Origin of the sequence: Kosakonia arachidis (genome assembly GCF_900116535.1) — a bacterium.
Lineage (GTDB): Bacteria > Pseudomonadota > Gammaproteobacteria > Enterobacterales > Enterobacteriaceae > Kosakonia > Kosakonia arachidis.
In genome coordinates this window covers 1,487,685-1,514,544 of record NZ_FPAU01000001.1, presented here as the reverse complement: position 1 = coordinate 1,514,544, position 26,860 = coordinate 1,487,685, and the positions used below count along the sequence as shown (strand labels likewise).

Sequence of the window (26,860 nt, the reverse complement as noted above, 5' to 3'; positions counted from 1 at the left end):
CTTGTGCGTTATAGCATTCGGATAATTTAGCATCGTGCGTTATAGCGCACAAGTAAGCAGGAGGAATAATGGATCTCACCGTTTATCTGGCAACTATGCTGAAAAGTCTGCGTCAGGGCCGCGGCTGGAGCCTTTCCCGCCTGGCAGAAGAGACCGGGGTTTCCAAAGCGATGCTCGGGCAGATAGAACGCAATGAATCCAGTCCGACCGTGTCGACGTTATGGAAAATCGCCACCGGCCTGAATGTCCCTTTCTCCACCTTTATTTCGCCGCCTGAAGGGGGAACGCTGCGGGCGTACGATCCGCAACAGCAGGCGATGGTCGTCACGCCGATTTTCCCGTGGGATGAGAAACTGCATTTTGATCTCTTCTCTATTAATCTCGCACCTGGCGCTATTAGCGAATCCACGCCGCACGAAACCGGGGTTATCGAGCATGTGATTGTCATTAGCGGTGTGCTGGATATGTGTATTGACGGGCAGTGGCGAACCATTGTGGCGGGCAGCGGCCTGCGTTTTGCCGGGGATGAAGCGCACGCCTACCGCAACAGCACGGCACAAACGACGCACTTCCACTCGCTTATCCATTACCCAAAAGAAAAAGCCGCAGGCAAGCCTACGGCAAAAACGACGACGATTAATAAACCAGACAACCCTGAAGTATGACGGGTTAACAACGTGACGAGGAATGTCCGAGCCACCACTCTATTGCACCTGTAAACACAGCGGAAATAGCAATTTCGACATTGCATTGCCAGCAGGTGCAAATTCCCCTTATGGCAGGTGGTGAAACGCCCCGGTTGTGACTACAATAGCCGCCATTTTGTACATAATGGATAACGACGATCGTATGCGCCTGCAACCCCATCATCTTGAACTGTTAAGCCCGGCCCGCGATGCCGCCATTGCCCGTGAGGCTATCCTGCACGGTGCAGATGCCGTCTACATCGGTGGGCCGGGTTTTGGCGCTCGCCACAATGCCGGTAACAGCCTGCAGGATATCGCTGAACTGGTGCCGTTCGCCCATCGCTACGGCGCAAAAGTGTTTATTACTCTGAACACCATTCTTCATGATGATGAGCTGGAACCGGCGCGGCGCTTGATAGGCGATCTCTACCAGGCGGGCGTTGATGCGCTGATTGTGCAGGACATGGGTATTCTGCAACTGGATATTCCGCCGATTGAGCTACACGCCAGCACTCAGTGCGATATCCGCAGTGTGGAAAAAGCCAAATTCCTTTCCGACGTGGGTTTCAGCCAGATTGTTCTGGCGCGCGAACTCAACCTTGAGCAGATCCGCGCCATTCACAACGCGACGGATGCCACCATTGAATTCTTTATTCACGGTGCGCTGTGTGTCGCGTATTCCGGGCAGTGCAACATTTCCCATGCGCAAACCGGGCGCAGTGCCAACCGTGGCGACTGCTCGCAGGCCTGTCGTCTGCCGTACACCCTGAAAGATGATCAGGGACGCGTGGTGGCCTATGAAAAACACCTGCTGTCGATGAAGGATAATGACCAGACCGCCAACTTGGCGGCACTGATCGACGCAGGTGTGCGCTCCTTCAAGATTGAAGGACGCTACAAAGATATGAGCTACGTGAAGAACATCACCGCGCATTATCGCCAGATGCTTGATGCAATCATTGAAGATCGCGGCGACCTCGCGCGCGCTTCTGCCGGGCGTACTGAGCACTTTTTTATTCCCTCGACGGATAAAACGTTCCATCGCGGCAGCACTGACTACTTTGTTAATGCGCGCAAAGGCGATATCGGTGCCTTCGATTCACCGAAATTTATTGGCCTGCCGGTAGGTGAAGTACTGAAAGTGGGCAAAGATCATCTTGATGTCGAGGTCACCGAGCCGCTGGCGAACGGTGATGGCCTGAATGTACTGGTGAAACGTGAAGTGGTCGGTTTTCGCGTCAATGTGGCGGAGAAAACTGCTGAAAACCATTACCGCATTTTCCCGAACGAAATGCCTGACGTGCTGAAAACCCTGCGTCCGCATCATCCACTGAACCGTAACCTCGATCATAACTGGCAGCAAGCCTTGCTGAAAACCTCCAGCGAGCGGCGGATCGCGGTGGATATTGAGCTGGGTGGCTGGCAGGAACAACTGGTGTTAACGCTGACCAGTGAAGAGGGTGTCTCCGTCACGCATACGCTGGAAGGCCAATTCGACGAAGCTAACAATGCGCAAAAAGCGCTGGATAATCTGAAAGATGGCCTGATGAAGCTGGGGCAAACCCGCTATTACGCCAGAGAGGTTCAGGTAAATCTGCCTGGCGCATTATTTGTACCCAACAGCCAGCTTAACCAGTTACGCCGTGAAGCGGTAGAGATGCTGGAAGAGGCGCGTCTGGCCAGCTACCAGCGCGGTAGCCGTAAAGCGATAGCCACACCGCCGCCGGTCTACCCGGAAACGCATCTTTCATTCCTTGCTAACGTTTATAACCATAAAGCGCGTGAATTTTATCATCGCTACGGTGTACAACTCATCGATGCTGCTTTTGAGGCGCACGAAGAGAAGGGCGATGTACCGGTGATGATCACCAAACACTGTCTGCGTTTTGCCTTCAACCTGTGCCCGAAACAGGCAAAAGGGAATATTAAAAGCTGGCGCGCCACGCCGATGCAACTGGTGCACGGTGATGAAGTATTGACGCTGAAATTTGACTGCCGTCCGTGCGAAATGCACGTAATCGGCAAGATCAAAAACCATATTCTGAAGATGCCGCTTTCCGGCAGCGTGGTGGCATCCATCAGCCCGGATGACTTGCTGAAGACGTTACCGAAAAACAGATAGCAAAACGGGTGGCTAAGCCACCCGTTTCTTTTAGCGGTGATCTTCCGGCATCGGCGGTTTCTTATCGTGATCTCTTCTGTGCTTGTCGAAATGTCTTTCATCATGACGCGGCGCTTTGTCATCCTTATATCTCGGTGGCACTTCGCGCTGCGGCTTCCTGTCACCTTGATGGTGTTCGCCGTTCGGGTATTGATCCTGCGGTACTGGAGGACGATCGTCAGCAAATACCATTGAAGAGAAGCTCACGGCCATAATGGCAGACATTAATGCAATCTTTTTCATATTACTCCCTTACACGCGCTATTGCGTGGCGTTGATTTCACGCCAAAAAAGTGAAGATTTGATGGAGCAGTTAACCGGCTTGAATATTCCGGGAAGATGACGGTAGATAGCGCCAGTAGGGCGGTGAACCGAAACTCGCCAGTAAGAAATCGATCACCACGCGGGTATTGAGCGACGGGTATTTTCCGCCAGGGTAGAGCAACCACAGCGATTGCGCTTCGACGGAATAGGTTGGCGAAAATTCCGGCAGTAAATCCACCAGTTCACCACGATTCAACATCTCACCTACCTGCCAGTCCGGGTAAAGCAGTATCCCTGCGTCATTACTTGCAGCCTGGAGTAACAATTCGGCATTGTCAGAAACAATTTTCGCCTGCGGAAAAAACTGATACTGCTGATCGCCCTGATGAAAGCGCCAACGTTGCAAACCGGTTTTTCCACGATAAGCCAACAACTGATGATGTTGTAGCGCTTCCGGCGATTCCGGCCGCCCATGACGGCGAAGGTAGGCGGGCGTTGCCACCAGGTGACAGCACTGGCTGGCGATCAAACGACCATGCAGCTCTGAATCTTTCAGCGAGGCGATGCGCAGCAGCAGATCCGTGCCATCGGCAAACGGATCGATATAGTCATCATTCAGATTCAGCTCGATGTGCAGCGCCGGATAACGCGTACTCAGTTCACCGATGCGCGGCCCGATATGCCGCAGACCAAAGGAGATTGGGGCGTTAATGCGAATGCGGCCACCTGGCTCGTTGCGCCTTTCTCCCACCTGCGTTTGCGCATCGGCAAGTTGCTGGAGCATGGCGCGAAAGGCGTCGGCATAGATATGACCTGCATCGGTGGCAGTCACCGCGCGGGTGCTGCGATACAACAGTTGCGTTTCCAGTGCCTGTTCCAGTTGCTGAACAACGCGTGAAAGCGACGAGGCGGCAAGCCCTTCGTTACGCGCCACTTCTGATAAATTCCCTTCGCGCACAATGGCAAGAAACAGGTGCATAGAACGGGCGCTAATCTGGCTGAGTGATTTCATCTTTGCGTGATCCGCAATGGTCCATAGCGCATTGTAGTGTTTTTATGCACAGAATTCATCGCTAAGCTACGTGAACAATAATCACCGGAGAAGTATGATGAATAACCCTGTTTTAGCATTCGATGAAACCGTCCGTTCGCGTTCTTCCGTGCGCGCGTTCTTATCTACGCCGCTTGGGGATGAGCAGATCCGCGCGGTATTGCAGGATGCGCAATATTCACCGTCGAACTGCAATACACAGCCGTGGCATGTGCATGTGGTTTCCGGCGAGACCAAAGAGCGACTGGCAAAAATGATGACGGCTAATGACCTGAAAGGGCGACAGACGCCGGATTTCACTTTTTCTTATGAAGATTTCCACGGTGACTATATTGAACGCGCGTACGAACAAGCACGGCTTTACTACGAGGCCATCGGCATTGGCCGTGACGACAAGATTCGCCGCAAAGAGGCCTACCTGCGTAACTACCAGTTCTTCAATGCACCGCATGCCGCGTTTCTGTTTATGCCGTCCTTTGGCGATAACATCCGCGTCGCATCGGATATCGGCATGTACGCACAAAGTTTTCTGCTATCGCTGACTGCGCGCGGTTTTGCCGGTATTCCGCAAACCATGCTCGGTTTTCACGCCGATATGATCCGCGCCGAGCTGGGCGTTTCCGACGAGTACCGTCTGCTGTTTGGTATCTCGTTTGGTTATGCCGATAAAAGCGCCGCTGCCGCCAACACCCGCATGCCGCGCGTACCGGTGGAAAGCAGTGTAGTGATGCACAGGTAAGAAATGCTGGCCGGGGCAGACAGAACACTGGCGCGGCTCACGTCCCAGGCCGGATAAGGCAACGCCGCCACCCGGAAATCAACGAGACTGTTGCCGCTTCACCCCTGTGGCCAGAGAGTGAATAAACGTTTCCGTGCACAAACGTGAACCTAACGTATCCGTCACCACCGTAAAGCGCAGGAACAATTTCGCACTCAGAGTGCGGCTCTATGCCAGATAGCGGAAGTTGATAACATTGCGATATGTTACTTTATGGGGAGCAGATCACGGCTTTTCGCTCCATCATGGATTCAACACCACACGATTTTTTACCTTAATCCATAATGGGAACGTTGCTGCTCTCATGCTACGTTTTTCCACAGGGAGCATGTCAATATCGTTAACATCCCTAAACTCAACGGGATATATGCAACCTGATTACGGAGCACTTGATGGTCACCACACATGTTTTTATCGCGGTCAGTCTTGATGGCTATATCGCCCGACAGGATGGCGACATCGACTGGTTATTGCAGCGCGATGACCCGACAGAAGATCATGGCTATGCAGCATTCATCGCGGACAAAGATTGGATCGTTATGGGGCGAGGCAGCTATGAGAAGGTGCTGACCTTTGACGAATGGCCTTATGATCGACCCGTGCTGGTGCTCTCCCGACAGCTAACCGATACTCCCGTGCCCGAGGAGCTGAAAGGCAAAGTCCAGTTCTCATGCCGCACGCCAGGGGAGGTGCTTGCTGACCTGGCGGTGCAGAACGCGCATCGCGTCTACATCGATGGCGGGCAGGTAATACAGTCGTTCCTGCGCGAAGGACTGGTCGCCGATATCGTCATCACTACCATTCCTGTCCTGCTCGGCTCGGGAAAACCGTTGTTCGGAGCCCTGAATGGAGATATAGATTTGACTCTGTTATCAAGCCGCAGCTTCCCTTCGGGTCTGGTGCAGTCGCACTATCGGCTGACGTCATAAACCGCATATAAACTTAGCGGCGACCTCCGCTAAAGCTATAGTACCGCTCTGCTACCAGCGGTACTGTTTTACTTCTACGACCTTGCTTTAGCTCACTGAAAAAGGAGCTCATCGGAAAACGGATCAACAAAACCCGATATCTTCGATTACATTGAAGTGTTGTACAACCGGGCCCGGCGCCACAGTCATCTCGGGGGTGTCAGTCCGGAGGCCTTCGAACAGGCCACGTCGTGAGGACAGAATTTGTCTACTGTCGTCGGGGCAGTTTAGGCAAAAGTGCCATCTTTCGCTCCTTGCTCATACCTGCCCTTACAGTCCTTTATGCTGACCGCTTTGTATCGAAGTGGATGGAGAAATTTATGCAGTACAGAACGAAACAAGAGCCTGCTTATCGGCCATCAGCAAATTTCTGCCATCTGCGAAAGTAACTGTTTTATCACTTCCACAACGCTTCTTACCCTTTGAGGTATAAAACGGGCATCCGGGAAAACCGCATAGAGAAATCGGTCTGGCAGTCGCCATGCAGGCAGAACGGGAACCAGCAAGCCTGACTGCACCGCTTCAGCAGCAAGTGGGAGCTGCATACCACCGACACCGATGCCTGCCAGGATCGCCTGCAGCAGCCCTTCGCTGGTATTGGCCCGAAACACGGTATTCACCATCAGCTTTATTGTTTCATCACCTGAAACTAACCGTAGCGGCGCATCAAGTGCGATGCCACTAAACCGAACATGTGGCTTCAGAATCAGCTCGTCAACGGAATGAATGTGGTCAAATTCCGGTGCCGCGTAAAGCGCTGCCGCAATGCGGCCCAGTACGCGCACAGCATGTGACTCTGGTGGTTCGCTCGCCAGCCGCAGCGCGACATCAACCCCTTCGCTGACCAGATCGGCAATGCGATCATCAAATGAAAGCTCCAGATGTAACTCAGGGTGCGCTTTTTGCAGGGCCAGAAGATGGGGAAGAAAAAGCCGACCTAAACCGCTCGGCAACTGCACGTGGACGCGGCCCTGCCAGTGCTGGCCCGCAGGATTAAGGTTGATTTCTGCTTCCCGCATCGCGTCCAGCAAAGGCGTCATATCACGCCGGTACCGCTCTCCCTGCTCAGTAAGCGCCATTGCACGCGTCGTACGGTGCAGCAATACCACACCAAGCTCTGCCTCCAGTGCGGCAATTTGCTGGCTTACGGCAGATTGCTTCACACCAGTCTGGCGCGCGGCTGCCGAAAATGAGCCGGCCTCTGCCACCCGCAAAAAGGTGGCGATCGCATTGAGCTTGTTATTCATTTAATGATTTCACTTATAAGTGCCATCAGTTACAGGGGATATGAGTGGAAAAATTAATATATCACACTCTCTCCGTCACCTTATCTGGAGAAACCTATGACTAATAACGTCGCGCTGGTCGCTGGAGCCAGAGGAATTGTCGGTAGCCAGCTCGTTAAAACCCTGCTGCACCGTGGCTGGGAAGTGATTGGCTTGAGCCGTAACGCATCATCGCATCCGCAGAACATCCCGCTCGTTACCGTTGATTTGCTGGATGCAAAGCATACTGCGCGGGCACTGCAGCCCTTAAGCAAAGTCACTCATATCTTTTACAGTGCCTGGATAAATGCGGAAAACTGGACGGAAATGGTGGAGCCCAACGTCACTATGCTGCGTAACCTGGTCTGCCACACGGCGATGATTTCATCGTTAAAAACAGTGAGCCTGATACAAGGGTATAAAGTCTATGGCGCACATCTTGGGCCTTTTAAAACGCCTGCGCGTGAAAGCGATCCCGGCGTCGCGGGAGCGGAATTTAACGCTGCACAACTCGCCTGGCTCAGTGATTATCAGCGAGGACGAGCATGGCACTGGAATGCTATCAGACCGGGCGTGGTGGGTAGCGCCCTGTCAGGCAATACCATGAATCTTGCGTTGAGCATTGCACTGTACGCTTCGCTTTGTAAGTCACTCAATCTGCCGCTCCGTTTTCCAGGTTCGGAACAAACCTGGCGCAGTATTGTTGACTATACGGAGGCGGGGCTGCTCGCCGAAGCAACTGTGTGGGCCGCCACCTCATCAGCAGCAGAAAACCAGGCTTTTAATGTGAATAATGGCGATGTCTGGAGGTGGAGCGAACTCTGGCCTCTCATTGCTCGATGGTTCGGGCTTGAATGCGCGCCGCCCGTCAGACTTTCATTTCAGCAGATGTTCAAAGATTATCAGCCAGCCTGGCGCGAACTGGCCCGACGCCACCGTCTGGTAGAGACGGACATTTTGCAGGTGAACGACGGGCAGTTCGCCGACTTTGTTTTCAGTTGGGATTACGACATGTTTGGCGATGGCAGCAAGCTGCGTCGGGCAGGGTTCTGGCGCATGCAGGCTACGGATGACATGTTCTTTACTCTGTTCAAACAATTCAGAGCCGCGCGCATTATCCCTTAACGCACGGGCATTTCCCGGACAGGGCCGGCGTGCAGATATGTGCATTCTCAGGCCCTGAACAACTCGCCTTCGTATAAGAAACAGGCTCAGCCCCGGAAGCATCAATTGGGGTCTGGTCATTTCGCGCCATCAGGGACATTGGCACTTTCAATCATTCCGAGGGGTAGAGCGAAAAAAACAGGGAGCTTATCCAGCAACAAAGCGCCCCTTAATTTTATTGGGGCGCTTTTCATTAATTATGTTTGATCGCGTCAAATTTATGGCATGGACGTAGCGTCGTCGGATTCACTGCTCTCAGATAAAACATCCTTCAGGAAACGCATCGCGTTACGTAAAGCCTGGTCGGCTTCGGGCAGTGTGCCAGCAAACAAGTGCCATACATGGAACATGCCCGGCCAGACTTCGAGTGTCGTGCGTACACGCGCTTCTCCTAAGTTTGAAGCGAGTTTCATCGCGCCACTCAGCATGACCTCATTCTCGCCGATCTGTATAAGCGTCGGGGAAAGCCCCTGCACATCTGCATAAACGGGAGAAGCATCAGGATGTGTTGGTAGCTCACCGGCAAGAAATTCCCGCGCTAATTGGGTGAGAAAATCGATGCTACAAAGAGGATCGATGCCATCACGGGCGGTAGCAGCCAGACCGCTATGGGTCAGATCTGCCCAGGGTGAAAAAGCCACTCCCGCAGCCGGGAGCGGAATACCTGCATCACGGGCCTTACGCATCATTGTAATAACCATTGCACCACCGGCTGAATCACCAACGAGAACCAGATTTTTGGGGTTAATACCCCTGTCGAGTAGCGCGCGATACGCTGAAAAGACATCCTCTATCGGCGTCGGGAAAGGAAAATCAGGAGCCTGCCGATAGTCCGGGACATAGACTGTGGCGTTTAACGCTGTGGCAATGCGGCCTGTTAATCCCCTGTACGCCTCCACACCACCATGCACATAGCCGCCGCCATGAATGTAAAGCACCACACTGCTCCCAGCATGTTCATGCCTCTCACTGACCATTGTCGGCATATTGCCTAGCGTGAGCGTTTTATAAGAGACGCCACTGACAGCAGGAAAGAGGCTTTCCAGACCCTGCATATATTGTTTACGCACATCAGGCCAGCACTCTTCAGACTGACCATACAGCTTCTGAACTACCGGTCCGGCAGCCGCAATCCATCCATCCAGAACATTTTGCGCATTTTTCGACAACATTGTTGTGCCCTTATTTAATGGAAATTCTACAATGAAACTTTAACTAATCTATTGACGAAAAAGGTTCCCCAATGACGGGTAAAAAAATCGCGTCGACAAAGATTGCTGGTTCTGCTCTGGATATTGGTGCACTGCGGGTCTTTGTCGCTGTTGCTGAGACGGGAAGTTTTGTCGCCGGAGGTAAGGCCATGGGGTTAACGCGTTCTGCTGCAGGTAAAGCATTAGCGCGGTTAGAAACCTATCTTGAGACAAGGCTTTTTCAGCGCACGACGCGTCGCTTATCTCTCACCACCGAGGGGCATGAATTCTTTAACCGTTGCTGCAGGCTACTGGAAGACCTGGAAGAAGCCGAAGCCAGTATCCGCCAGAATTCACCCTTGCCAAAAGGCATCCTCAGACTCACCGTGTCAGAAGGATATGGGAAAATGGTGATACTGCCTTTTATTCAGGCATTTTTAGAGAACTCACCGGGTATTGGCATTGAAGTCAGCTTCAGCGATCGGGTTGTTGATCTTATAGAGGAAGGCTTTGATCTTGCTATTCGGGTAGGCAATGGCGCTACGAGTCATCAATATATAACGCAGGTTATCGACAGAACGCGGCCGCAATTATTTGTATCACCGGACTATCTCAAACAATGGGGTAAGCCGGAATCACTTGCTGATCTTAAAGATCATCGCCGTCTTGTCTATGGTTTGGGAACAGCTTCTAGCGGATGGAACTTAGTTGATAAGGAGCATGGGCGAATAACACTGAACGGCAGTAACCATGTCAGGTTTGACAGCGGAGATGCAATACGACTAGCAGCCATAGCAGGATTGGGTATCGGTTATTTGCCTTCCTTTATGATTGACAGAGATAGAGTGGAAGGTCGATTAGTACAACTGCTGCCTGCAACACAAGGTGAAGAAATTGCTATCCATGCTATTTATCCCAGCCGTAGACATCTCTCTCTTCGCGTGCGGGCTTTCATTGATGGTCTTAAAACCTTCCTGAGTAACATTAAAAATTGACTATTTTTGCCCTTAAAAAGCAATGCCCTGGCTGAGCGCTATGTCCTGACAATGACTGCCTGCAGATACAAAGCCGCAGGGGCGGAAGGGACTGCGCCGTGCCACTTGAGACGCTCTTTGCGGATATCGGCCAGCGTGTCAGTACGCTTTGTGCCAGCAGCGGACATAAGTTAATGCGCTGGTTTATATAAATTATGCAAACACTCAGGCCCGGACGGACGGAAGCAGACCTGCAAGCCTGTATCCCTCAATGAGTTCATCAAAAAGCTTAATATCGTTCCGGCTTCTGGCCATCAGCTGAGCGCCAGCGATAGCGGAAAAAATCGCACCTGCCCGGATTTTGCTGCTTTCTGACTCTGTGATACCCGCCTCCAGCAGTTGCTCTGAAAGCCAGTCGATGTTGACGTCGGCAAACTTCTGAACTTCCACCTTCACCGCCTCAGGCAGGTCATCATATTCAGCAGACATAAAACTGCCCATGCAGAGCCGGTTTTCGCTCTCCAGCGATCGGCGGAATATGTGCGGGTAGCGGTTCAGGCTGCTTAACGCGTCGCCTGCTGATTCCCTGAGCATTTCAAGGTCACGCGCAGTGTCTTCCCAGTAGCGTTGTGCCACTGCCGCACCGAGCTCGGCCTTGCTGGGAAAGTGATAGTAGATGCTGGCTGCTTTGATTCCCACCTCATCCGCCAGTCCACGGATGTTCAGACCGGTATAACCATGAGCCTGGGCCGCCAGACGGGCAGCATTAAGAATTTCATCCCGGGATGTTTTGCTCATCATTTTATTCCTCGCAGAGTGTGGTGCAGCAATTCTAACATTTGTTAGGTAGATATTGACAGCCTTGTCGTGAGGGGGTTACGCTAAACCTACCAACTGTTAGGTAGTTTTTTAGTGAGAGGATTTATCATGAGCAAAGACATTTTTTATTCAGATGCCACCCAACTGGCGGACATGATCCGTAACCGCGATCTTTCCCCTGTAGAAGTTATGCAGGCGCATATCTGTAACGGCTCGCAATCGAAATCCCTCCGACTCGCAATCAGCGCCATTTTCGGCTCACATTAACTGCAAATGAAAAATGCCACCGGCTCACATTAGGTGATAATGGGCTCGCATTTATCCTGCCCGGCTCGCAATCCATTTAACCGGGCTCACAATAACTGCAAATAGATTTCGTCATATCGGCAGGCCAACCGCCAGCATTCTGTCGCGTAGCTCGGCTGTGCGGGCAGGGTCTAACTGATTGTTAAATAATGCCCTGATTTCAGCAGGTTTTGCATCGAACTGCTCCACCATGTCCTTCAACCGGTAACCATGCCGAGTAAGCGTCGGCTCCAGGTCATCCAGCTGACGTGACAGCACGGATTCAACCAGCGTGGCGGTAATCGGTTTTTCCCCCGTCTGGTATCCAGCTTCCATCGCCAGCGTCAGGTGCAACTGGACCTGCAGCGGTGTTCGCAGTTTCATCGCCAGCAGGTCAACGGCTTCGGTCGTCAGAATATCTTCCGGCTTGCCCTTACCGATGCTGGTCTTCAGCAGCCACTGGATATATTCACGCTGGCTGCCGGTGATCCCGTCCAGTGTAAAAATATCGGTACGATAGCCAATTTCCTCCATCGTCGGACGACGCAGGTCATTACGTAGTTTTGGGTGACCGGCCAGCACGACAGACAGCCGACCACCGCCGTCTTCAACCACTTCCATCAGCCGTTTTAGACCCGTCAGTGTATTCCCGTTCAGGTCATGAGCCTCATCAACAAACAGCGCCACCGGGCGTTTGCCTTTTTTAACCAGCTCCTGGAGCTCGCGCTCGCGGCGTTCACCCTGTTTGGGGATCTGCACCTGCTTATCCTGTGCCAGGTCATAAAACAGGGCGTTAATCAGCGTGGCGAGCCGTACACTTTGTTTGTCTACCGACAGTGAACGGGCGACAATAATTTTATTTTCATCTATCAGTTGCTGCTGCAGGCGTCGCAGGGTGACCGTTTTACCGCTTCCCACCACGCCACAGACGGCTATCAGTCGTCCTTCGCGTATTGCCCCTTTAATGTCTTTCATCAGCTGCTTATGGTGGGCAGTTTCATAATACCCGGCCTGTTCAATCGACTGCGTCAGTCCATAATGCTCCATCACTTCAACCCGTATGGTCTTCTCCTGATTGTCTGTTACGAAAATAGTCTCTGATGCGGGCGAGTACTTCACTACGGTTAAGCGTCTCAGCCAGAATACTGTCGATAAACGCCCGGTCTTCATCCGACATCCTGGCCAGCGGTATGGCCAGATCGTCGGCAATTGCCAGTTTTGCCGCAATAACGGTGGGAAAGTGGTATTCAAATTTTCGTGCATCAAAGGGCTGATGTGGCAACTCATCAATGTGCTGCTGAGTGTCATCACTGAACATGCGGAGATCGCTGCCGGACAACGCGCTGATGGGGATGTTCAGCTGTCTGGCCAGGGCATGGATACGATCGGCCCGTTCAGCTGCTTTACCGCGCCTGAACGTCCGGTAACGGTGTAGCGGCACAGGCCCCGACACCGGATAATAAGGCCCCCAAGTTTCACCGGAAAACTCCACATACATCTCTTCGTCAAACAACCCCCACAGCAGAATGACGGTTTCGCCCGCCATATCCGGTTCGACTTCCCATGCGGTGCCGTCTATCGTTACCCGCGCGTCAACACCCACCCTGCGGGATTCCGGCTCCCGGGCGAACCGGCAGTATTGTTCCCAGCTGCACATATCTCTCACGCCGTCCCGGGGGATATTGGCCAGCCAGTCCTCCAGCCGGGAGTGTTTCTCGCTGCGGTGATGCTGCGCATTGTAACGACTCAGATAGTTCCAGAGCCATTCGTTGGCCTGCAGCTCCGTCTCCGGTTTATGGAAATGGTACAGGGTTTCATGCGCCTCTTTGACGGTCCTGAAAGGGCGCTCGACTTTCCCTTTGGAGCGTGCCGTCGTCCTGGTGCCATCCTTACCTGCCGGTGTGTGCGTCAGCCAGTCAACCTTCAGGGACTGCATCACATTCTGGAAGACATGGCTTTTGGCCACCGGACCGTTATCGAGGTACAGCATTTTCGGGCGGCCCTGGAAAGGAAAATCAGACCTGGCTTTTGGGGCCATGGCGTTAAAGAGAAAACGCAGCGCTGATTCCGCATCCTCACCGTACACACACCGGTATTCCTGGTAAGTAACCCCGCTCCGGTCATCCACCACGCTGAACAGCATCAGCGTGGGTTCGCCACGGGTGGGGTCAACCCAGTCAGGCCGCTCGATATGTTTGAGGTCGGATGGTGACATATCAAACTGCCAGCAGTCATTGCTGTTTTCAGCCTGAAACCTCACCGCCGGAGGCTCCCGTAGCAGGCGGGGCTGGTCGAGACGCCAGCGGGAAAGCCAGCGATTGACGGTCTGCTTACTAAGCAAGCCTTTGGGACTTTTTATCAACCCCTGAGCTGTCTCCACACCGTGCTCTTCCAGCAACTGTATTGCCCGCCCGGTTGACAGATGGCGACCGGATTTATTCGTCGTTCGCAGTTTTAGCGCGGCAATCAGTTCACAGTAATGTTCCAGTTCAGACGGGGGGAGTATCCGTGGCTGGCCATGATCGCGGCGGTGAGCTGTGCGTGGCCTGAGGACCAGACGAAGAGCGCGATAGACCGTCGTGACTGAAATACCATACAACTGAGCGGCAGTGGCAATCTGGGTGGCCCGTTCAGGACTTTTTGGCGGCAGGCGATCGAGCCGTTGCCGCAGTTGCAACAGAGAATCAGCCGGAATAGCGCTACGCCGGCTGCTCATAATTTTCCAGCGCCCGGTACACTGACGCTCTCCCGATCCCGAGCTGACGGGCGATGGCCGTAGCCCCCATCTTCTCCGCGGTATACAGACGATATACTTCAGCAGGATCTATGGAAGGTTTCCTTCCCCGGTACACGCCCCGCGCTTTCGCCGCGGCAATACCTTCCATCTGGCGTTCACGCCGCAGGTTGGTTTCAAACTCAGCGAAAACGCCCAGCATATCCAGAAATGCCTTACCTGCAGCAGTACGTGTATCGACGGGCTGTTCTGTTGCCTTGAGAGTAATGCCCTGCTGATTCAGGGCATACACGATATCCTGCAGATCTTTAATGCTCCGGGCCAGGCGATCAATTCGCGTAACAATCAGCGTGTCGCCCGGCCGAAGAAAATCCAGCAGAAGCTGCAGTTCATTTCGTCCATCCCGGCTGCTGCCGCTGGCTTTTTCCGCCCGGATAATTTCACAGCCGGCTGCGCGGAGCGTCTGTATCTGCAGCGCCAAATCCTGATCATTGGTTGAAACGCGTGCATAGCCATAAAGTGCCATTTTGCTAAAAGTGTCTCGTTAGGCTTTAGATGATTAAAACGTAACATGCAGATGAGACAAAAACAACCCAAATGAGACAGATAAAATGTCTCACCGGGTTGTATGTTTTGGGTGTACTTAAAGAATACACTTGAGATAGAAAAAGTGGTTAATTAAAGCTATCCACTCCACTAGTCATAATCTATTGGGTTAAATTAGTCGCCAAAAAGATTATCGCAGTCAAATTGTCTAACAATAGCGTGAGTACGTTTATCCCTGATAATAATACTGGAGTTGGAGTAAAATCCAATATCCAGCGTTTGGGTAGTCATAATAGAGTTATTTATTCCAGAGTTATTCATTACCCGAGTAATAGGTAGTGCCCAAAAATGATGTCCCTGATAACGAGGATTATAATTAACGACACAGTGCCCAGAAAGTGAACCTGCATAACTGACTTCAACCCTCATTGTTCCGCGAGTAGCAACAAGTTCAGCCGTCACTGCTTGTCCTGGCTCTAAGGTAACTTCAACACCTGATGCTGAGCCGAGAACAACGCTGGTTGATCTCTCACCGCTTATGCCCCATGACTGCTCATATGAGATAGAGGCTGTGGCGGTTCCACCAATACCTAAAAACCGAACGCCAACCTCAACGGATCCGCCGACAGATAATGTCCCTCCTGTTGACCACCCAGTAGTAACTGTATTCTCAACACTTTGGGAAATCGCTGCGTTAAATGTGGCTGGAACAGAACTGTCGTTAACAAAGTCCTGTGACATAACAACTGAAGGGGTGGTATTCTGACTCAGCACTCTGGAACTGACCGGACGCAAGGTACGGGAAACTTCCTGCCATCCGAATCGCCCATATAAACCTCCCCATTGATTTGTCTCCCGAAGAAATGCATCAAGGGGGGATCTGCCAAAATCCCGTTCCACAGCACGCTTTAGCTGGCCGTCGGACAACTGAAATGTATTTCTTTCCGTATTACTGATTAAAGACACGTCATTGCCGAAAGCACTGACACCACATTGTGATGGGTCCGTGGAGGACACAATATTAATTCTCATAGACATAAAACATTCCCTCATAAACATTTAAATAAAATCAATTTATTTTTCGCACCCAACGCTTACACAAATGCCAAACGAAACAATAAATTAGGGTCATCATTAAAGCGGGCTTGATTAATATCAAGGAAAGGCCATGTATTTCATTTGCAGTTATTGTGAGCCGTGGGAAATGGATGTTGAGCCGGAGACGATTAAAGCGAGCTCATTGTCACTTAATGTGAGCCCGGAAGAATTTTCATTGTCAGTTAATGTGAGCCGAAAATGACGCTGATTGCGAGTCGGAGGGATTTAGATTGCGAGCCCTTACACATATCGACCGTATTGCCGCCACCAACCCGGCCATCAACGCGGTAGTGTCGCTTGCAGAGGACGCCATGAAACAGGCTGTCGCTGCAGAAGTGTCCGTCATGAAAGGTAAAGAGTTAGGCCCCCTGCACGGCGTCCCTTTTACCGCCAAGGATTCCATTGATACCGCAGGTGTACTGACACAGCGCGGCTCACCCATTTTTAAAGGCCGTCGTCCTGCTGAGGATGCAACCAGCGTGGCACGTCTTAAAAAGGCGGGCGCTATACTGCTTGCCAAAACCAACCTGCCGGAATTTTCATACTGGATTGAAAGCGATAACCTTCTGTCCGGCCGCTCTAATAACCCCTGGGATCTGACCCGCACGCCAGGAGGATCAAGTGGTGGCGAGTCCGCCGCTATCGCCGCTGGCATGTCCCCTCTGGGGCTGGGCACGGACCTGGCTATTTCAGTACGTGGGCCAGCTGCACAGACCGGCATAACCTCCATGAAAGCCACACACGGTAGCGTGCCTATGACGGGCATCTGGCCGCGTGAACCTCGTCGGTTCTGGCACGTAGGCCCTATGGCCCGTTCGGTGCGCGATATTGCTCTGGCGTTTTCTCAGCTTGCAGGACCAGACGGCCATGACGCTTTCTCCAGTAATGCGCTGGCCTATTCTGATGAGTTGCCGCTCACGACACCGCGTCCGCTGCGCATTGGCTGGATGACCGGTCCGGGCTTTGGTCCGGTTGATCCGGAAGTGGTTGCGGTGGTGAAGTCAGCAGCGGATTCACTGAAGGGACCGGGTGTCGTCGTGGAGCACGTCGGCATTCCTGCGCTGGAGCGGGATTTTGCGCTGGACGTGTTTAACCGAATCCACGTTATGGAGATGAAGCCTGCATTTGCTGCGGCAACGGCTGGTCGAAGCGCTGATGAACTTTATAAGATGGCAAAAACGATGCTGTCACTGCCTGATACATCCATGTCTGAATTTATTGATGCGGAGCAGGCTGCTGAAAGGTTGCGTGACGGGTTTGCGGAATACTTTTCACAGTATGATGCGCTTATCACGCATGTTCTCCCCATTCCGGCTCACAAACACGGCGTGGAGAAATTTATCATCGACGGTCAGGAAGTGGATGCCACTTATCTGCAGGGTGCCACGGTACCGCTGAACGTGACGGGTCTTCCGGGCGTGGCGCTGCCATTCGGTAAAAGCCATGAAGGATTGCCCATCAATGTGCAGATTGTGGGGAAATGGCATGATGAGCGAACAATTCTTCACATTGCTTCTCTGCTGGAAGCCATCAGTCCTGTGAAAGGCTCTCGCCCGTCACTGTAGGAATGAACAAGTCCCGCAATCACTGCGGGGCTTTTTAACGTTCGCGATAGCGTTGGGGAATAAGCTTGGCTGATAGGTTTGCTCAGGGCCAGGAACGGACATTACTATCGATAATATGTAATTTTCACCGAAGAGCAGAACATACCCCGTTGACACCATGCAATGAATGATCTGATACATAGGCGAAAAATTGATAAGCTATTTTCAGTAAAAGTAACAAATCCTGTTTCTGCTTTGGAAAGTTGAAACACTAATGATTAAAAAGATATTGATAGCATAAAACCTCACGGCATCCGGGTTCCTGTGAGCGACCTACATTCACAAAGGCTAATATGAAACAAATTACATTCAGTGATCTACAAGAACAAAGCGAACAGGCTGAAAATTCCCCTCGCTTACGTGCTCATCGTAATCTCCACCCTGAATTGAGCGATCCTGTTCAGCGCCTGGCTATCGCTATGGAACCGGGTACCTATGTTCGCCCTCACCGCCACCCGCACACGTTTGAGCTGCTGACATCCCTCATCGGACGCTTTTTGGTATTGAATTTTGATGACGAAGGCAACGTGACCCACCGCGTTGTGTTAGGTGAAGACTGCAAGGTGCTGGAAATGGATGCCGGGACCTGGCATGCAGTGTTGTCGATGGATAAAGGAGGCGTTATTTTTGAGGTAAAACACGGGGGTTACCGGCCAGTAGCTGAGCAAGATATGGCCCCATGGGCACCCGCCGAAAACGAGCCGGGAACGGCTGAGTTGATGAAATGGTATGCACTGGCGCAAGTGGGTGATGGTGGTTTTACCCTGTAATTTTTGCTTTGAGCGGAGTGCTTTTACATGACTTTTTCAAAAAACACCACTGTGTGGCCGAAAATGCAGAGGCACTGGTGATCTTCAGACGCTGATTCTCATTTTTATTTATCAGATACATGGCATCACTGACGGGGTAAAGAATATCGCCTGGCTGTATGAGGGATTTGGAGGTGACCTCAGACATCATTTTTAATGTTCCGGCATGAAGAATGAGCATATAGCGACTCGCTTTACCCAGATAAATAGCATCAAGCACCAGCCACTCCATAAATATTCCTTTCGCAGTATCTAACGGGAAAATTAGCATAACGTGCTGAAATGACAATGGTATGGGTGAAATACGTGAGCCAGGGCAACTGAAAATATTATTGGAGGTTGATGTGGAGGATAACGACAAGGACCAAATGGGTGGCGCAATGACTGCGGATAACATGGTACTTAACCTGTTTAATGCGGGTAGCAGTGCAAGAGCAGTAACTGTATGCCCGCCGGTAAGTTGAATCGACACGGCATCGGTAGTCATCTTTTTAGCGCCAACTTCCGCTTCTCGCTCACAGCGGACCTTCAGCTCAGTTAGCTCGTCCCCTGTGTGCCAGGACCGGACATTATCCACCTGGCAACATATGGATGATGTCATTAACATTACCAGTGAAACTATCAATTTGCAGTACACTCAAAACCAAGCAACCAACCTATCAATTCTGAAGAGATAGTGCATGTCTGCCACTGATTTATCCAAAATGGGCACCGCGAAGGTGGCGCTGAATGTTAGTGACTGCGGTCATACAGTTATTGAGAAATGTCCTGTTGGCGAGGTGGAGTTCAGTTTCTATCAATATGCCGCAACGGAGATTAATCAGGCAGGAATTGCGACCCCAATGCTTTTGTCCGCAGACGCTGCCTTGCGTAAGTTAAGAATGGAATATATTCCCCACAAGGTTGAACAGAACGATGTCGCATGTGACGACGCCATTGTTATGCTGGGACGCTTGCATAAATGTCCTGCTAATTCCAAATGGCGTTACCATACTCACTTATGGTCAGAACTCGCGCTCGAAAAATCCCTCAAACTCCTGGCGTTGCCTGATAAAAGTGCACGACAGCTACGGCTGTTTCATAAATGCAGTGATGCATTGTTTGGTGAACAAAATCTGGTTTCTGGCGATAGCAATGCCGGCAATTGGGGAAGAAGGGAAAACGGTGATTTAGTTCTTTTCGACTGGGAAAGATTTGGAAAAGGGAGCCCGGCTATCGACCTGGCCCCGCTGATAAAAGGTATGGGTACGAAACAAACGTTTAATGAGGTTGCTGAACGCTATTGTCAGCTATCTTCCCATCATGATTTTAATGGGTTAGCGAGAGAAATTGCCATTGCCAAGGCATGGATTGTCACCGAAGTGATTGTACTCCTTGATGAGCGGCAAAAAGCAGCATTTCCTTTATATCTCAACTGGTACAGGGAACATCTTCCAGACTGGTTAGAAGATGGAGTCAACATGCTATGAATGGCCAATGGGCGTTAAAGCGAGCGGCATGTTCATTGCGGCATGATGGTGCTGTAAAGCACTTATCTGGACGCGGCCTGATAGCAGGCTTCCATTTTATCCAGTGCGGACTCATTTTCTAAACCCCACTGGTACATTTGCTCAATGGGTTCGGCAAACGTGCGGCCAAGTGGGGTCAGACGGTAATCGACTTTTGGAGGGATCACGTCATAAACATGGCGGGCTATCAAACCTCGCATCTCCAGTTCTTTCAGCGTCTGAAACAGCATCTTTTTGGAAATCCCCTGCAAACTACGTTGTAACTCGCCAGTGCGTGCGCGTTCACCCGGCCAGTGAGAGAGCGCATGAAGCACCATTGTGCTCCATTTAACTGAAAAGAGTTCCATCAGGCGTCGCGGCGGTGAGTCCGCATAGAAAAAGAGTTTACCCTCAACCCAGGCTGGCACTGTTCTGTCCTCTGCTATGGTCACCAAATGGTAACTACTATCAATATGGAATCTTGTTAACTATAGTTTGCCCCCCTGAATTACCCAAAACCAGCACATTCGAGAGGTAAAATGAAAATCAACGCATTAGTCGCACATGATGCGGCACAACCCTTAACATCAGATCAGGTTTCGCTGCGCGCATTACAAAAGCAGGATGTCAAAATCGAGATCCTCTATTGCGGCGTGTGTCACTCAGATCTCCATATGGCGCGTAATGAATGGTCAGTTAGCCAATATCCGATGGTGCCGGGACATGAGATAGTCGGGCGAGTCTTGGAAGTTGGAGATGAGGCCACCGATTTTAAACCCGGTGATATCGTTGGTGTGGGCGTGATGGTCGACTCCTGCCGCGAGTGCCATTTCTGCAAGCATCACGAAGAACAGTACTGTGAAGCGGGTTTTACGGCTACCTACAATGGCGTTGATAAATATACCGGCGGCAGCACCTGGGGCGGCTATGCGCAGAGCGTGATCGTCGATCAACACTTTGTTGTTTCTGTACCTCGCAACCTGCCACTTTCCGGGGTTGCACCGCTGTTGTGTGCAGGGGTGACGGTATGGTCGCCGTTACGCCACTTCAACATCAATGCAGGCGATCGTGTTGGTGTTGTAGGTCTTGGGGGTTTAGGCCATATGGCTGTGAAGCTGGCCAGCGCGATGGGAGCAGAAGTGACACTGTTTACGACCTCCCCGGAAAAGGGAAGCGATGCCCGTCGCCTGGGGGCAAAACAGGTAGTAGTGTCGCGCGATGCCACGCAAATGGCTGCCTGCCAAACCTCTCTGGATCTTATTATTGACTGCGTAGCGGCATCGCACGATCTTGATCCTTATCTGGCAACATTGAAGACCAATGGCCGCCTCGTGTTGGTAGGCATTCCGGACCAGCCACACAACTCACCGAATATTACGCCCATGGTGTTCCGACGCTTAAGCATCAGCGGTTCGTCGATTGGCAGCATCAAGGAAACTCAGGAGATGCTGAACTTCTGCGGCGTTCACAATATCACCGCCGATATTGAAATGATTCGTGGCGAGCATATCGAGGCCGCCTTTGCCCGTATGCTTAAGGGTGACGTTAAGTATCGCTTTGTCATTGATATGAAGGCGACGAACTGGTAGTGAAACGACGGGCGCAGCCTGTTCCTGGCGGCCCTGCGGGAGGAGTTGGTGTCTTATCCGGCCTACGAAATCGCACCTGCAGGCCGGACAAACGTCGTGCCCCGGTGGTTATAGAATAAAGCTGGCGAGCAGAATAAAGATCAGCCCACAGATGGATAACAGCGTGGACATCAGCGTCCATGACAACAGCGTTTCTTTGGTCGTCAACCCGAAAAAGTCTTTAATCATCCAGAAACTGGCGTCGTTGACGTGGGAACAGATACAGGACCCGGCACCGGTCGCCAGCGTAATCAAGGCTAGATTTGTATTGGGATGCACCGCCAACAATGGGATGACCAGACCTGAGGTAGAGATCGCCGCGACGGTGGCAGAACCCAGACAAATACGCAGGAATGCGGCCACGCCCCAGGCCATCAGGATCGGGTTAATATCCATGCCCGAAACCAGGGTGGAAATATACTGACCGACGCCAGAGTCGATGAGAACCTGCTTGAATGCGCCGCCACCACCGATAATCAGAAGCAGACCGGCAATGCCTGCAATCGCTTTTCCGCAGGAATCCATCAGGTCCGGGATTGTTTTCCCACGGCCCAGCCCCATGGTATAGATCGCGAACAGCAGTGAAATCAGCATGGCGATCGTCGAGTTACCCAGGAACAGAATCACGTTGTAGAACAAGCCTGAATCAGCAGCGCTTTTGGCATGAGTCATCTGGATGATGGTGACGACTGCCATCAGGATCACCGGCAGCATTGCCGTGAGAAAACTGATCCCAAAGCCAGGCATTTCGCTTTCGCTGAACCGGCGGGTCGCGCCGAGAGAGGCAATATTCCCCTCTTTTTTAAAGGCGTCCGGAATAATGCGCTGGCAGAATTTATTCAATACCGGGCCGCAAAGAATAAAGGTCGGGATGCCGACAATGATACCGTATATCAGTACCAGTCCTACATCCGCGCCATATTCACGGGCGATAACTGTTGGGCCGGGGTGGGGGGGTAAAAAACCGTGTGCGACCAATAAACCGGACAGCATCGGCACACACATAAACATCGGCGATATTTTTGCTTCACGGGCAATAGCGAATAAAATAGGTATCAGAAGAATTAAACCGACTTCGAAAAAAAGTGCAATACCGATAATAAACGCCGAGGAGACCACCGCCCAGTCAAGTTTATTTTTTCCGAAATAATTCAGCATGGTCAACGCTATTCGCTGTGCACCGCCCGCATCGGCCAGCAAGCGACCGAGCATGACACCGAAGCCAAATATCAAACCAATATGGCCCAGTGTACCGCCAAGCCCGGATTCAACCGAGGTGACGACTTTACTCAAATCCATACCACTGGCGATGGCGACAGCAATCGAGACAATAATTAACGAAACAAACGTATTGAGCTTAATTTTTATGGTTAAAAGCAGGAGTAAAGCAATCCCTGCCACAACGATAATAAGTGGCATAACGTCCTCTCATAATAGGGTAGCATCCGGCTACGCAAATAATGAATAATGCGTAGCCGAATAGTTAAGGTGTCTGGATATTTTTATTTTTTCTTTCAGTTTTTATTCATATAATCGTGCAAAGCCGCACCGATTTTATTTACATCATAAATACAACCCGTCCATGTCCCACCACTAACGGCCTGAAGCATTGCCCATAGCCGGGTATCATCTGGCAGTTCAGGATCGGGAAGTAAATCCTGATGGCTGGGTCTGGCGTTTAATATTGCAGTAGCCTCCTCCTGTGAGGGTAACTGTTCATCGTTACGGGTTCCGAGGAAATTGACTTCGCCCTGGAGCTGGCGGCAATCAATTTTAATTTCAATGATATCCCCGGTGCGTAATTTACCGATGGGGCCACCAGCCAGCGCCTCTGGCCCCACATGGCCGATGCATGCTCCAGTGGAAACGCCTGAGAAACGCGCATCGGTGATGAGCGAAACATGCTTACCGTATGACAGATGTTTCAGGGCACTGGTCACCTGGTAAGTCTCCTCCATCCCGGTACCGGAAGGTCCAACGCCGATAATGACCAGAATATCGCCCGCTTTGATCTTGTCATGCTTGATATCGTAAATCGCACTTTTCTCGGACAGATAAACCTTTGCCACACCTTTATGGTAATAGATACCCTGATCATCAATCACCGAGGGATCGATGGCGGTGGATTTGATCACCGATCCTTCTGGCGCAATATTGCCCACCGGGAAGGTGATAGTTGAGGTCAATCCGCGCTCCTGGGCTTGCTGCGGCGACATGATTACCTCGTCGGCCCTGATTTGCTCCTGTTCGAGCAGGAGTTGCTTGAACCGCCGACGCCGTTCGGAGTGCTCCCACCAGTCGAGGTTTTCCTTCAGCGTGCTGCCGGTAACCGTCATAACGTCTTCATGCAACAATCCGAGGCTGCGCAGATGCAACATGACTTCCGGAACGCCGCCTGCCATGAAGGCATTAACCGTCGGATGATAAACCGGACCATTGGGCAGTACGCTCACCAGGCGGGGGACGCGCTTGTTGATGCGGATCCAGTCGTCAACGGTGGGGATATGGCAACCCGCCTGGTGAGCAATTGCCGGAATGTGCAACAGCAGGTTGGTTGAACCGCCGAACGCCGCGTGGACCACCATCGCATTTTCAATCGCTTTATCGGTGAGAATTTCCCGGGTGGTGATGCCTTTTTTACACAGGTTCAGCGCCGCTCGCGCGGAAGCTCTGGCAATCTCCTGCCACACAGGCTCGCCGGAAGGTGCCAGGGCTGAGTGCGGGATTGCCAGCCCCAGTCCTTCAGCCACCACCTGCGATGTCCCGGCAGTGCCCAAAAATTGACAACCGCCACCGGAAGAGGCACAGGCCTTACAGCCCGCACGGCGTGCGTCCTGCAGTGATAATTCGCCATTAGCGAAGCGTGCGCCGATGGTCTGCACCTTACCGTTGTCTTCTCCGCCTTTTGCAGGCAGCGTCGCACCACCGGGTATCAGCACGGTCGCGATATCGGGCTGTGCGGCGAGTGCCATCATGGTGGCCGGAAGTCCTTTATCACAACTCGCCACACCAATGACAGCTTTCGCACCGGGCAGAGAGCGAATTAGACGGCGCATCACCATTGAGGCGTCATTACGATATGGCAGCGAATCAAACATACCCGTTGTGCCCTGCGTACGTCCGTCACAAGGATCGGAAACGTATACGGCATAAGGCAGGGCACGGTTTGCTTTAATAACCTCGGCCGCCGCTTTCATCTGGATATCCAGCTCGTAGTGTCCCTGGTGCAGCGCCAGTGCGATGGGCTTTCCGTCTGCACCGCGTAAGCCACCGAGCGTGCTGAGCAGTAAAATACCGTCCCGATCCAGTTCGTCCGGAGACCAGCCCATTCCGGCATTCATAGTCATACCGAACAGATCCCCGCTCGGGCTGTTGATAAGCATCTCCGCGGTTAATGGTAGTTCGCCGTCCGGGCCATCGGCGTGTGTTCTGACGGTGTAGATATCGTTACACTCGTCAGCAAAAATAGTTCGAACAGACATGGGCTTCTCCTCAGGCCGGTAATATGCCCTGCGCGATAAGCAGCGCGCGGACTTTATCTTTGGCTTCTTCAGATGCTTCAAGAATCGGTGGCAAGCAATAAGTCTCTACTGGCAACCCGACACACTGCATGCTGTATTTGATCAGTGAGACAAACGGTGTTTCCAGGGCATAAATGGAGGGCAGTTGCAGCAGCTTTTTATTCAGCGTCGCGGCGGTTGCAAGATCGCCTTCGCGCCAGGCGCGGTAGATGCCGATGGAGAGTTCCGGAGCAAAGTTAGCGCTGGCGGTTATCGCACCGTCGCCACCCAGCAGCATCGTGTTCAGTAAGTGGTCATCATAACCGCAGAATACAGAAAATGACGGGCGCACCGCCTTAATGGTATTGATCATTGTGCGCAGGTGACCGACGCTGTCGATGGTGTCTTTGATGCCGACGATATTCTCGTTTTGCAGAGCCAGACGCTTAACGGTCTCCGGAGTTAAGTCCTGGCCCGTCAGATCCGGAAAGTTGTACAGAATAACCGGCAGGGTGACGCTACGGGCAATCTGCTGGTAATAGTCATCAAGATTTCTTGGCGCGACTTTCCAGTAGTAGGGGTTGATGGCGACGATACCATCAGCGCCGCAAGCTTGTGCATGTCTCGCCAGTTTGACCGCTTCGTCGGTGGAGGGTGAACCGACGCCAATCAACACCGGTACCCGTCCGTTGACAACGGCCACGGCTTCTTCGGCGAGCGCCATGCGCTGGGCGGTATTCATCTGACTAAATTCACCACCAGTGCCCAGGTAAAACAGCCCGTCGACCCCTTTATTAATCAGGAAGTCGGCAACTTCACGCATTGCTGTTTTATCAAGGGTTCCGTCACGATGAAACGTGCTGGATACCGGTGGAATAATGCCGCTGAATTTTTTCATTACCTCAGTTTCCTTTTCGTAAATGCTCATTTTCGTTTCTGTATCCCAGCCCATAAGATATTTGTCCGGCGCATTTTCGCAGTAATTCCAGATAGCCTTCGATCTTATTTTCTGAATAAACCACCGGATCGCCTGAAAGCGAGATTGCATAGTTAACCCGGTTATACATATTGAATACCGGCATACTTAAGCATACTGCGCCATAGGTCGATTCTTCGTTATCTATAGCCCATCCCCGAAGCCGCGTTTTTTGTAACTCTTCCAGAAATAATTTTTTATTGGTAAATGTATTGCGCGTATGCGAGGTTAGCGTGAGAGCCTCCAAGAAATAATCCAGCTCTTCTCGTGTTTTCCAGGCTAATAATGCCTTACCCAACGCGGTAATATGTAATTCAAGTTTTTTGCCAATCCAGCTTTTGCTCGTCGGTACCGAGTCCGGGCTTTCGATTTTGTCGAGATAGATAGCCGAAACGCTCTCCATTGCGCCCAGATGGCAGACCAGTCCGCTTTTCAGCGACAACTCCTGCATTGGCCGCTTCGTCACCTCAAAGATATTTTGACGGTGTAGCGCCTGACAACCCAGTTCGTAGTTTTTTATTCCCAGCGAATAGTGGCCATTTTTGTTTTTAATTAAGAAGCCGCATTCCACCATCACATTCAATAAATTAAGCAGGCTGCTTTTGGGGTACTGGAATTCATTCAATAATTCCATATAACTTGCCACGCCAACCCATGCGATGTGGGTTAATATTTTTTCGGCGCGGACTAATGAATTACACCCTTTGCGAACCATAATAGTTTCTCCTTACTCATGGAATAAATCCTATCGGCAATTCAAAGTGGAAAATATGCCTTGTTCAGCATGCTGAACCGTAATGAAGTGATTCAATGTGATCTCGTACGCAGTTTGAATAACGGAATTGTCGTCCTGACATTCGCGAATGCGAATAG

Annotated in this window: 26 protein-coding genes and 1 pseudogene; 12 read left to right on the top strand and 15 right to left on the bottom strand. The window is 51.7% G+C overall.

Annotation, left to right across the window (positions count from 1 at the left end):
* Positions 1-68 precede the first annotated feature (68 nt).
* Both BM427_RS07335 and BM427_RS07330 read left to right on the top strand, forming a co-directional pair.
* On the top strand, positions 69-665 hold the full coding sequence (locus tag BM427_RS07335; RefSeq protein WP_090120449.1) for a helix-turn-helix domain-containing protein: 597 nt from the start codon (positions 69-71) through the stop codon (positions 663-665).
* A 184-nt stretch (positions 666-849) separates the two neighbouring features.
* Positions 850-2,808: a peptidase U32 family protein gene (locus BM427_RS07330; protein ID WP_090120720.1), complete on the top strand. Its 1,959-nt coding sequence runs from the start codon at positions 850-852 to the stop codon at positions 2,806-2,808.
* Positions 2,809-2,838: 30 nt separating this feature from the next.
* Here the strand turns inward: BM427_RS07330 and BM427_RS07325 are convergent, their stop codons facing one another.
* Together BM427_RS07325 and BM427_RS07320 are read right to left on the bottom strand one after the other, a co-directional pair.
* The gene (locus BM427_RS07325; RefSeq protein WP_090120447.1) at positions 2,839-3,090 is read right to left on the bottom strand and encodes a hypothetical protein; all 252 of its coding nucleotides are present in this window, start codon (positions 3,088-3,090) and stop codon (positions 2,839-2,841) included.
* 70 nt (positions 3,091-3,160) lie between these two features.
* Positions 3,161-4,123, bottom strand: a complete 963-nt coding sequence (locus tag BM427_RS07320; RefSeq protein WP_090120446.1) for a LysR family transcriptional regulator — start codon at positions 4,121-4,123, stop codon at positions 3,161-3,163.
* A gap of 97 nt (positions 4,124-4,220) precedes the next feature.
* On the opposite strand from BM427_RS07320, the gene BM427_RS07315 reads away from it, so the two are divergent.
* The 3 genes and pseudogenes from BM427_RS07315 to BM427_RS25235 all read left to right on the top strand — a co-directional run.
* Positions 4,221-4,901, top strand: a complete 681-nt coding sequence (locus BM427_RS07315; RefSeq protein ID WP_090120444.1) for a nitroreductase — start codon at positions 4,221-4,223, stop codon at positions 4,899-4,901.
* 431 nt (positions 4,902-5,332) lie between these two features.
* Positions 5,333-5,869 carry a dihydrofolate reductase family protein gene (locus BM427_RS07310; RefSeq protein WP_090120443.1) on the top strand — a complete coding sequence of 179 codons (537 nt, stop codon included), beginning with the start codon at positions 5,333-5,335 and terminating at the stop codon, positions 5,867-5,869.
* Positions 5,870-5,955: 86 nt separating this feature from the next.
* Positions 5,956-6,103, top strand: a pseudogene (locus tag BM427_RS25235) (IS3 family transposase); the annotation flags it as partial.
* Positions 6,104-6,267: 164 nt separating this feature from the next.
* On the opposite strand, the gene BM427_RS07305 reads toward BM427_RS25235, so the two are convergent.
* On the bottom strand, positions 6,268-7,155 hold the full coding sequence (locus BM427_RS07305; RefSeq protein WP_090120441.1) for a LysR family transcriptional regulator: 888 nt from the start codon (positions 7,153-7,155) through the stop codon (positions 6,268-6,270).
* 96 nt (positions 7,156-7,251) lie between these two features.
* On the opposite strand from BM427_RS07305, the gene BM427_RS07300 reads away from it, so the two are divergent.
* Positions 7,252-8,298: an SDR family oxidoreductase gene (locus BM427_RS07300; RefSeq protein WP_090120440.1), complete on the top strand. Its 1,047-nt coding sequence runs from the start codon at positions 7,252-7,254 to the stop codon at positions 8,296-8,298.
* A 257-nt stretch (positions 8,299-8,555) separates the two neighbouring features.
* Here the strand turns inward: BM427_RS07300 and BM427_RS07295 are convergent, their stop codons facing one another.
* Positions 8,556-9,509, bottom strand: coding sequence for an alpha/beta hydrolase (locus BM427_RS07295; RefSeq protein WP_090120438.1), 954 nt, complete (start codon positions 9,507-9,509; stop codon positions 8,556-8,558).
* Between the two features lie 71 nt (positions 9,510-9,580).
* Between BM427_RS07295 and BM427_RS07290 the strand changes: the two genes are divergently transcribed.
* A complete protein-coding gene (locus tag BM427_RS07290) occupies positions 9,581-10,522 on the top strand; it encodes a LysR family transcriptional regulator (RefSeq protein ID WP_090120437.1) in 942 nt (313 codons plus the stop codon).
* A gap of 204 nt (positions 10,523-10,726) precedes the next feature.
* On the opposite strand, the gene BM427_RS07285 is transcribed toward BM427_RS07290, so the two are convergent.
* A complete protein-coding gene (locus BM427_RS07285) occupies positions 10,727-11,299 on the bottom strand; it encodes a TetR/AcrR family transcriptional regulator (RefSeq protein WP_090120435.1) in 573 nt (190 codons plus the stop codon).
* A 129-nt stretch (positions 11,300-11,428) separates the two neighbouring features.
* Between BM427_RS07285 and BM427_RS25685 the strand changes: the two genes are divergently transcribed.
* Positions 11,429-11,587 carry a hypothetical protein gene (locus BM427_RS25685; protein ID WP_167518508.1) on the top strand — a complete coding sequence of 53 codons (159 nt, stop codon included), beginning with the start codon at positions 11,429-11,431 and terminating at the stop codon, positions 11,585-11,587.
* A gap of 111 nt (positions 11,588-11,698) precedes the next feature.
* On the opposite strand, the gene BM427_RS07280 is transcribed toward BM427_RS25685, so the two are convergent.
* From BM427_RS07280 to BM427_RS07265, 4 genes are all read right to left on the bottom strand, one after another.
* The gene (locus BM427_RS07280) at positions 11,699-12,724 is read right to left on the bottom strand and encodes an ExeA family protein (RefSeq protein ID WP_090120433.1); all 1,026 of its coding nucleotides are present in this window, start codon (positions 12,722-12,724) and stop codon (positions 11,699-11,701) included.
* Positions 12,657-14,321 (bottom strand): DDE-type integrase/transposase/recombinase, encoded by a 1,665-nt coding sequence (locus BM427_RS07275; RefSeq protein ID WP_090120431.1) that lies wholly within the window; start codon positions 14,319-14,321, stop codon positions 12,657-12,659. Before BM427_RS07275 ends, BM427_RS07280 begins: the two co-directional genes overlap by 68 nt.
* Positions 14,305-14,865, bottom strand: coding sequence for a recombinase family protein (locus tag BM427_RS07270; RefSeq protein ID WP_090120430.1), 561 nt, complete (start codon positions 14,863-14,865; stop codon positions 14,305-14,307). Before BM427_RS07270 ends, BM427_RS07275 begins: the two co-directional genes overlap by 17 nt.
* Before the next feature lie 194 nt (positions 14,866-15,059).
* Positions 15,060-15,923, bottom strand: coding sequence for an ETX/MTX2 family pore-forming toxin (locus BM427_RS07265; RefSeq protein WP_167518509.1), 864 nt, complete (start codon positions 15,921-15,923; stop codon positions 15,060-15,062).
* Between the two features lie 290 nt (positions 15,924-16,213).
* Between BM427_RS07265 and BM427_RS07260 the strand changes: the two genes are divergently transcribed.
* Positions 16,214-17,548 carry an amidase gene (locus BM427_RS07260; RefSeq protein ID WP_090120427.1) on the top strand — a complete coding sequence of 445 codons (1,335 nt, stop codon included), beginning with the start codon at positions 16,214-16,216 and terminating at the stop codon, positions 17,546-17,548.
* A 332-nt stretch (positions 17,549-17,880) separates the two neighbouring features.
* A complete protein-coding gene (locus BM427_RS07255; RefSeq protein ID WP_090120425.1) occupies positions 17,881-18,357 on the top strand; it encodes a WbuC family cupin fold metalloprotein in 477 nt (158 codons plus the stop codon).
* Here the strand turns inward: BM427_RS07255 and BM427_RS25680 are convergent.
* Positions 18,347-18,628 (bottom strand): polymyxin B resistance protein pmrD, encoded by a 282-nt coding sequence (locus BM427_RS25680; protein WP_167518510.1) that lies wholly within the window; start codon positions 18,626-18,628, stop codon positions 18,347-18,349. The genes BM427_RS07255 and BM427_RS25680 overlap by 11 nt on opposite strands.
* A gap of 448 nt (positions 18,629-19,076) precedes the next feature.
* Between BM427_RS25680 and BM427_RS07245 the strand changes: the two genes are divergently transcribed.
* On the top strand, positions 19,077-19,865 hold the full coding sequence (locus tag BM427_RS07245) for a phosphotransferase family protein (RefSeq protein ID WP_090120423.1): 789 nt from the start codon (positions 19,077-19,079) through the stop codon (positions 19,863-19,865).
* Between the two features lie 62 nt (positions 19,866-19,927).
* Here BM427_RS07245 and BM427_RS07240 read toward each other — a convergent pair whose 3' ends face one another.
* On the bottom strand, positions 19,928-20,311 hold the full coding sequence (locus BM427_RS07240; RefSeq protein WP_090120421.1) for a winged helix-turn-helix transcriptional regulator: 384 nt from the start codon (positions 20,309-20,311) through the stop codon (positions 19,928-19,930).
* 111 nt (positions 20,312-20,422) lie between these two features.
* On the opposite strand from BM427_RS07240, the gene BM427_RS07235 reads away from it, so the two are divergent.
* The gene (locus BM427_RS07235; protein ID WP_090120420.1) at positions 20,423-21,472 is read left to right on the top strand and encodes an NAD(P)-dependent alcohol dehydrogenase; all 1,050 of its coding nucleotides are present in this window, start codon (positions 20,423-20,425) and stop codon (positions 21,470-21,472) included.
* Positions 21,473-21,580: 108 nt separating this feature from the next.
* Here BM427_RS07235 and BM427_RS07230 read toward each other — a convergent pair whose 3' ends face one another.
* The 4 genes from BM427_RS07230 to BM427_RS07215 all read right to left on the bottom strand — a co-directional run bounded on the left by BM427_RS07230 (position 21,581) and on the right by BM427_RS07215 (position 26,702).
* Complete coding sequence (locus BM427_RS07230; protein ID WP_090120419.1) at positions 21,581-22,930, bottom strand: GntP family permease; 1,350 nt, start codon at positions 22,928-22,930, stop codon at positions 21,581-21,583.
* A gap of 95 nt (positions 22,931-23,025) precedes the next feature.
* Complete coding sequence (gene yjhG, locus BM427_RS07225) at positions 23,026-24,993, bottom strand: xylonate dehydratase YjhG (RefSeq protein ID WP_090120418.1); 1,968 nt, start codon at positions 24,991-24,993, stop codon at positions 23,026-23,028.
* A gap of 10 nt (positions 24,994-25,003) precedes the next feature.
* Complete coding sequence (locus BM427_RS07220) at positions 25,004-25,909, bottom strand: dihydrodipicolinate synthase family protein (protein WP_139234386.1); 906 nt, start codon at positions 25,907-25,909, stop codon at positions 25,004-25,006.
* Positions 25,910-25,913: 4 nt separating this feature from the next.
* Complete coding sequence (locus tag BM427_RS07215) at positions 25,914-26,702, bottom strand: IclR family transcriptional regulator (protein ID WP_090120415.1); 789 nt, start codon at positions 26,700-26,702, stop codon at positions 25,914-25,916.
* Positions 26,703-26,860 lie beyond the last annotated feature (158 nt).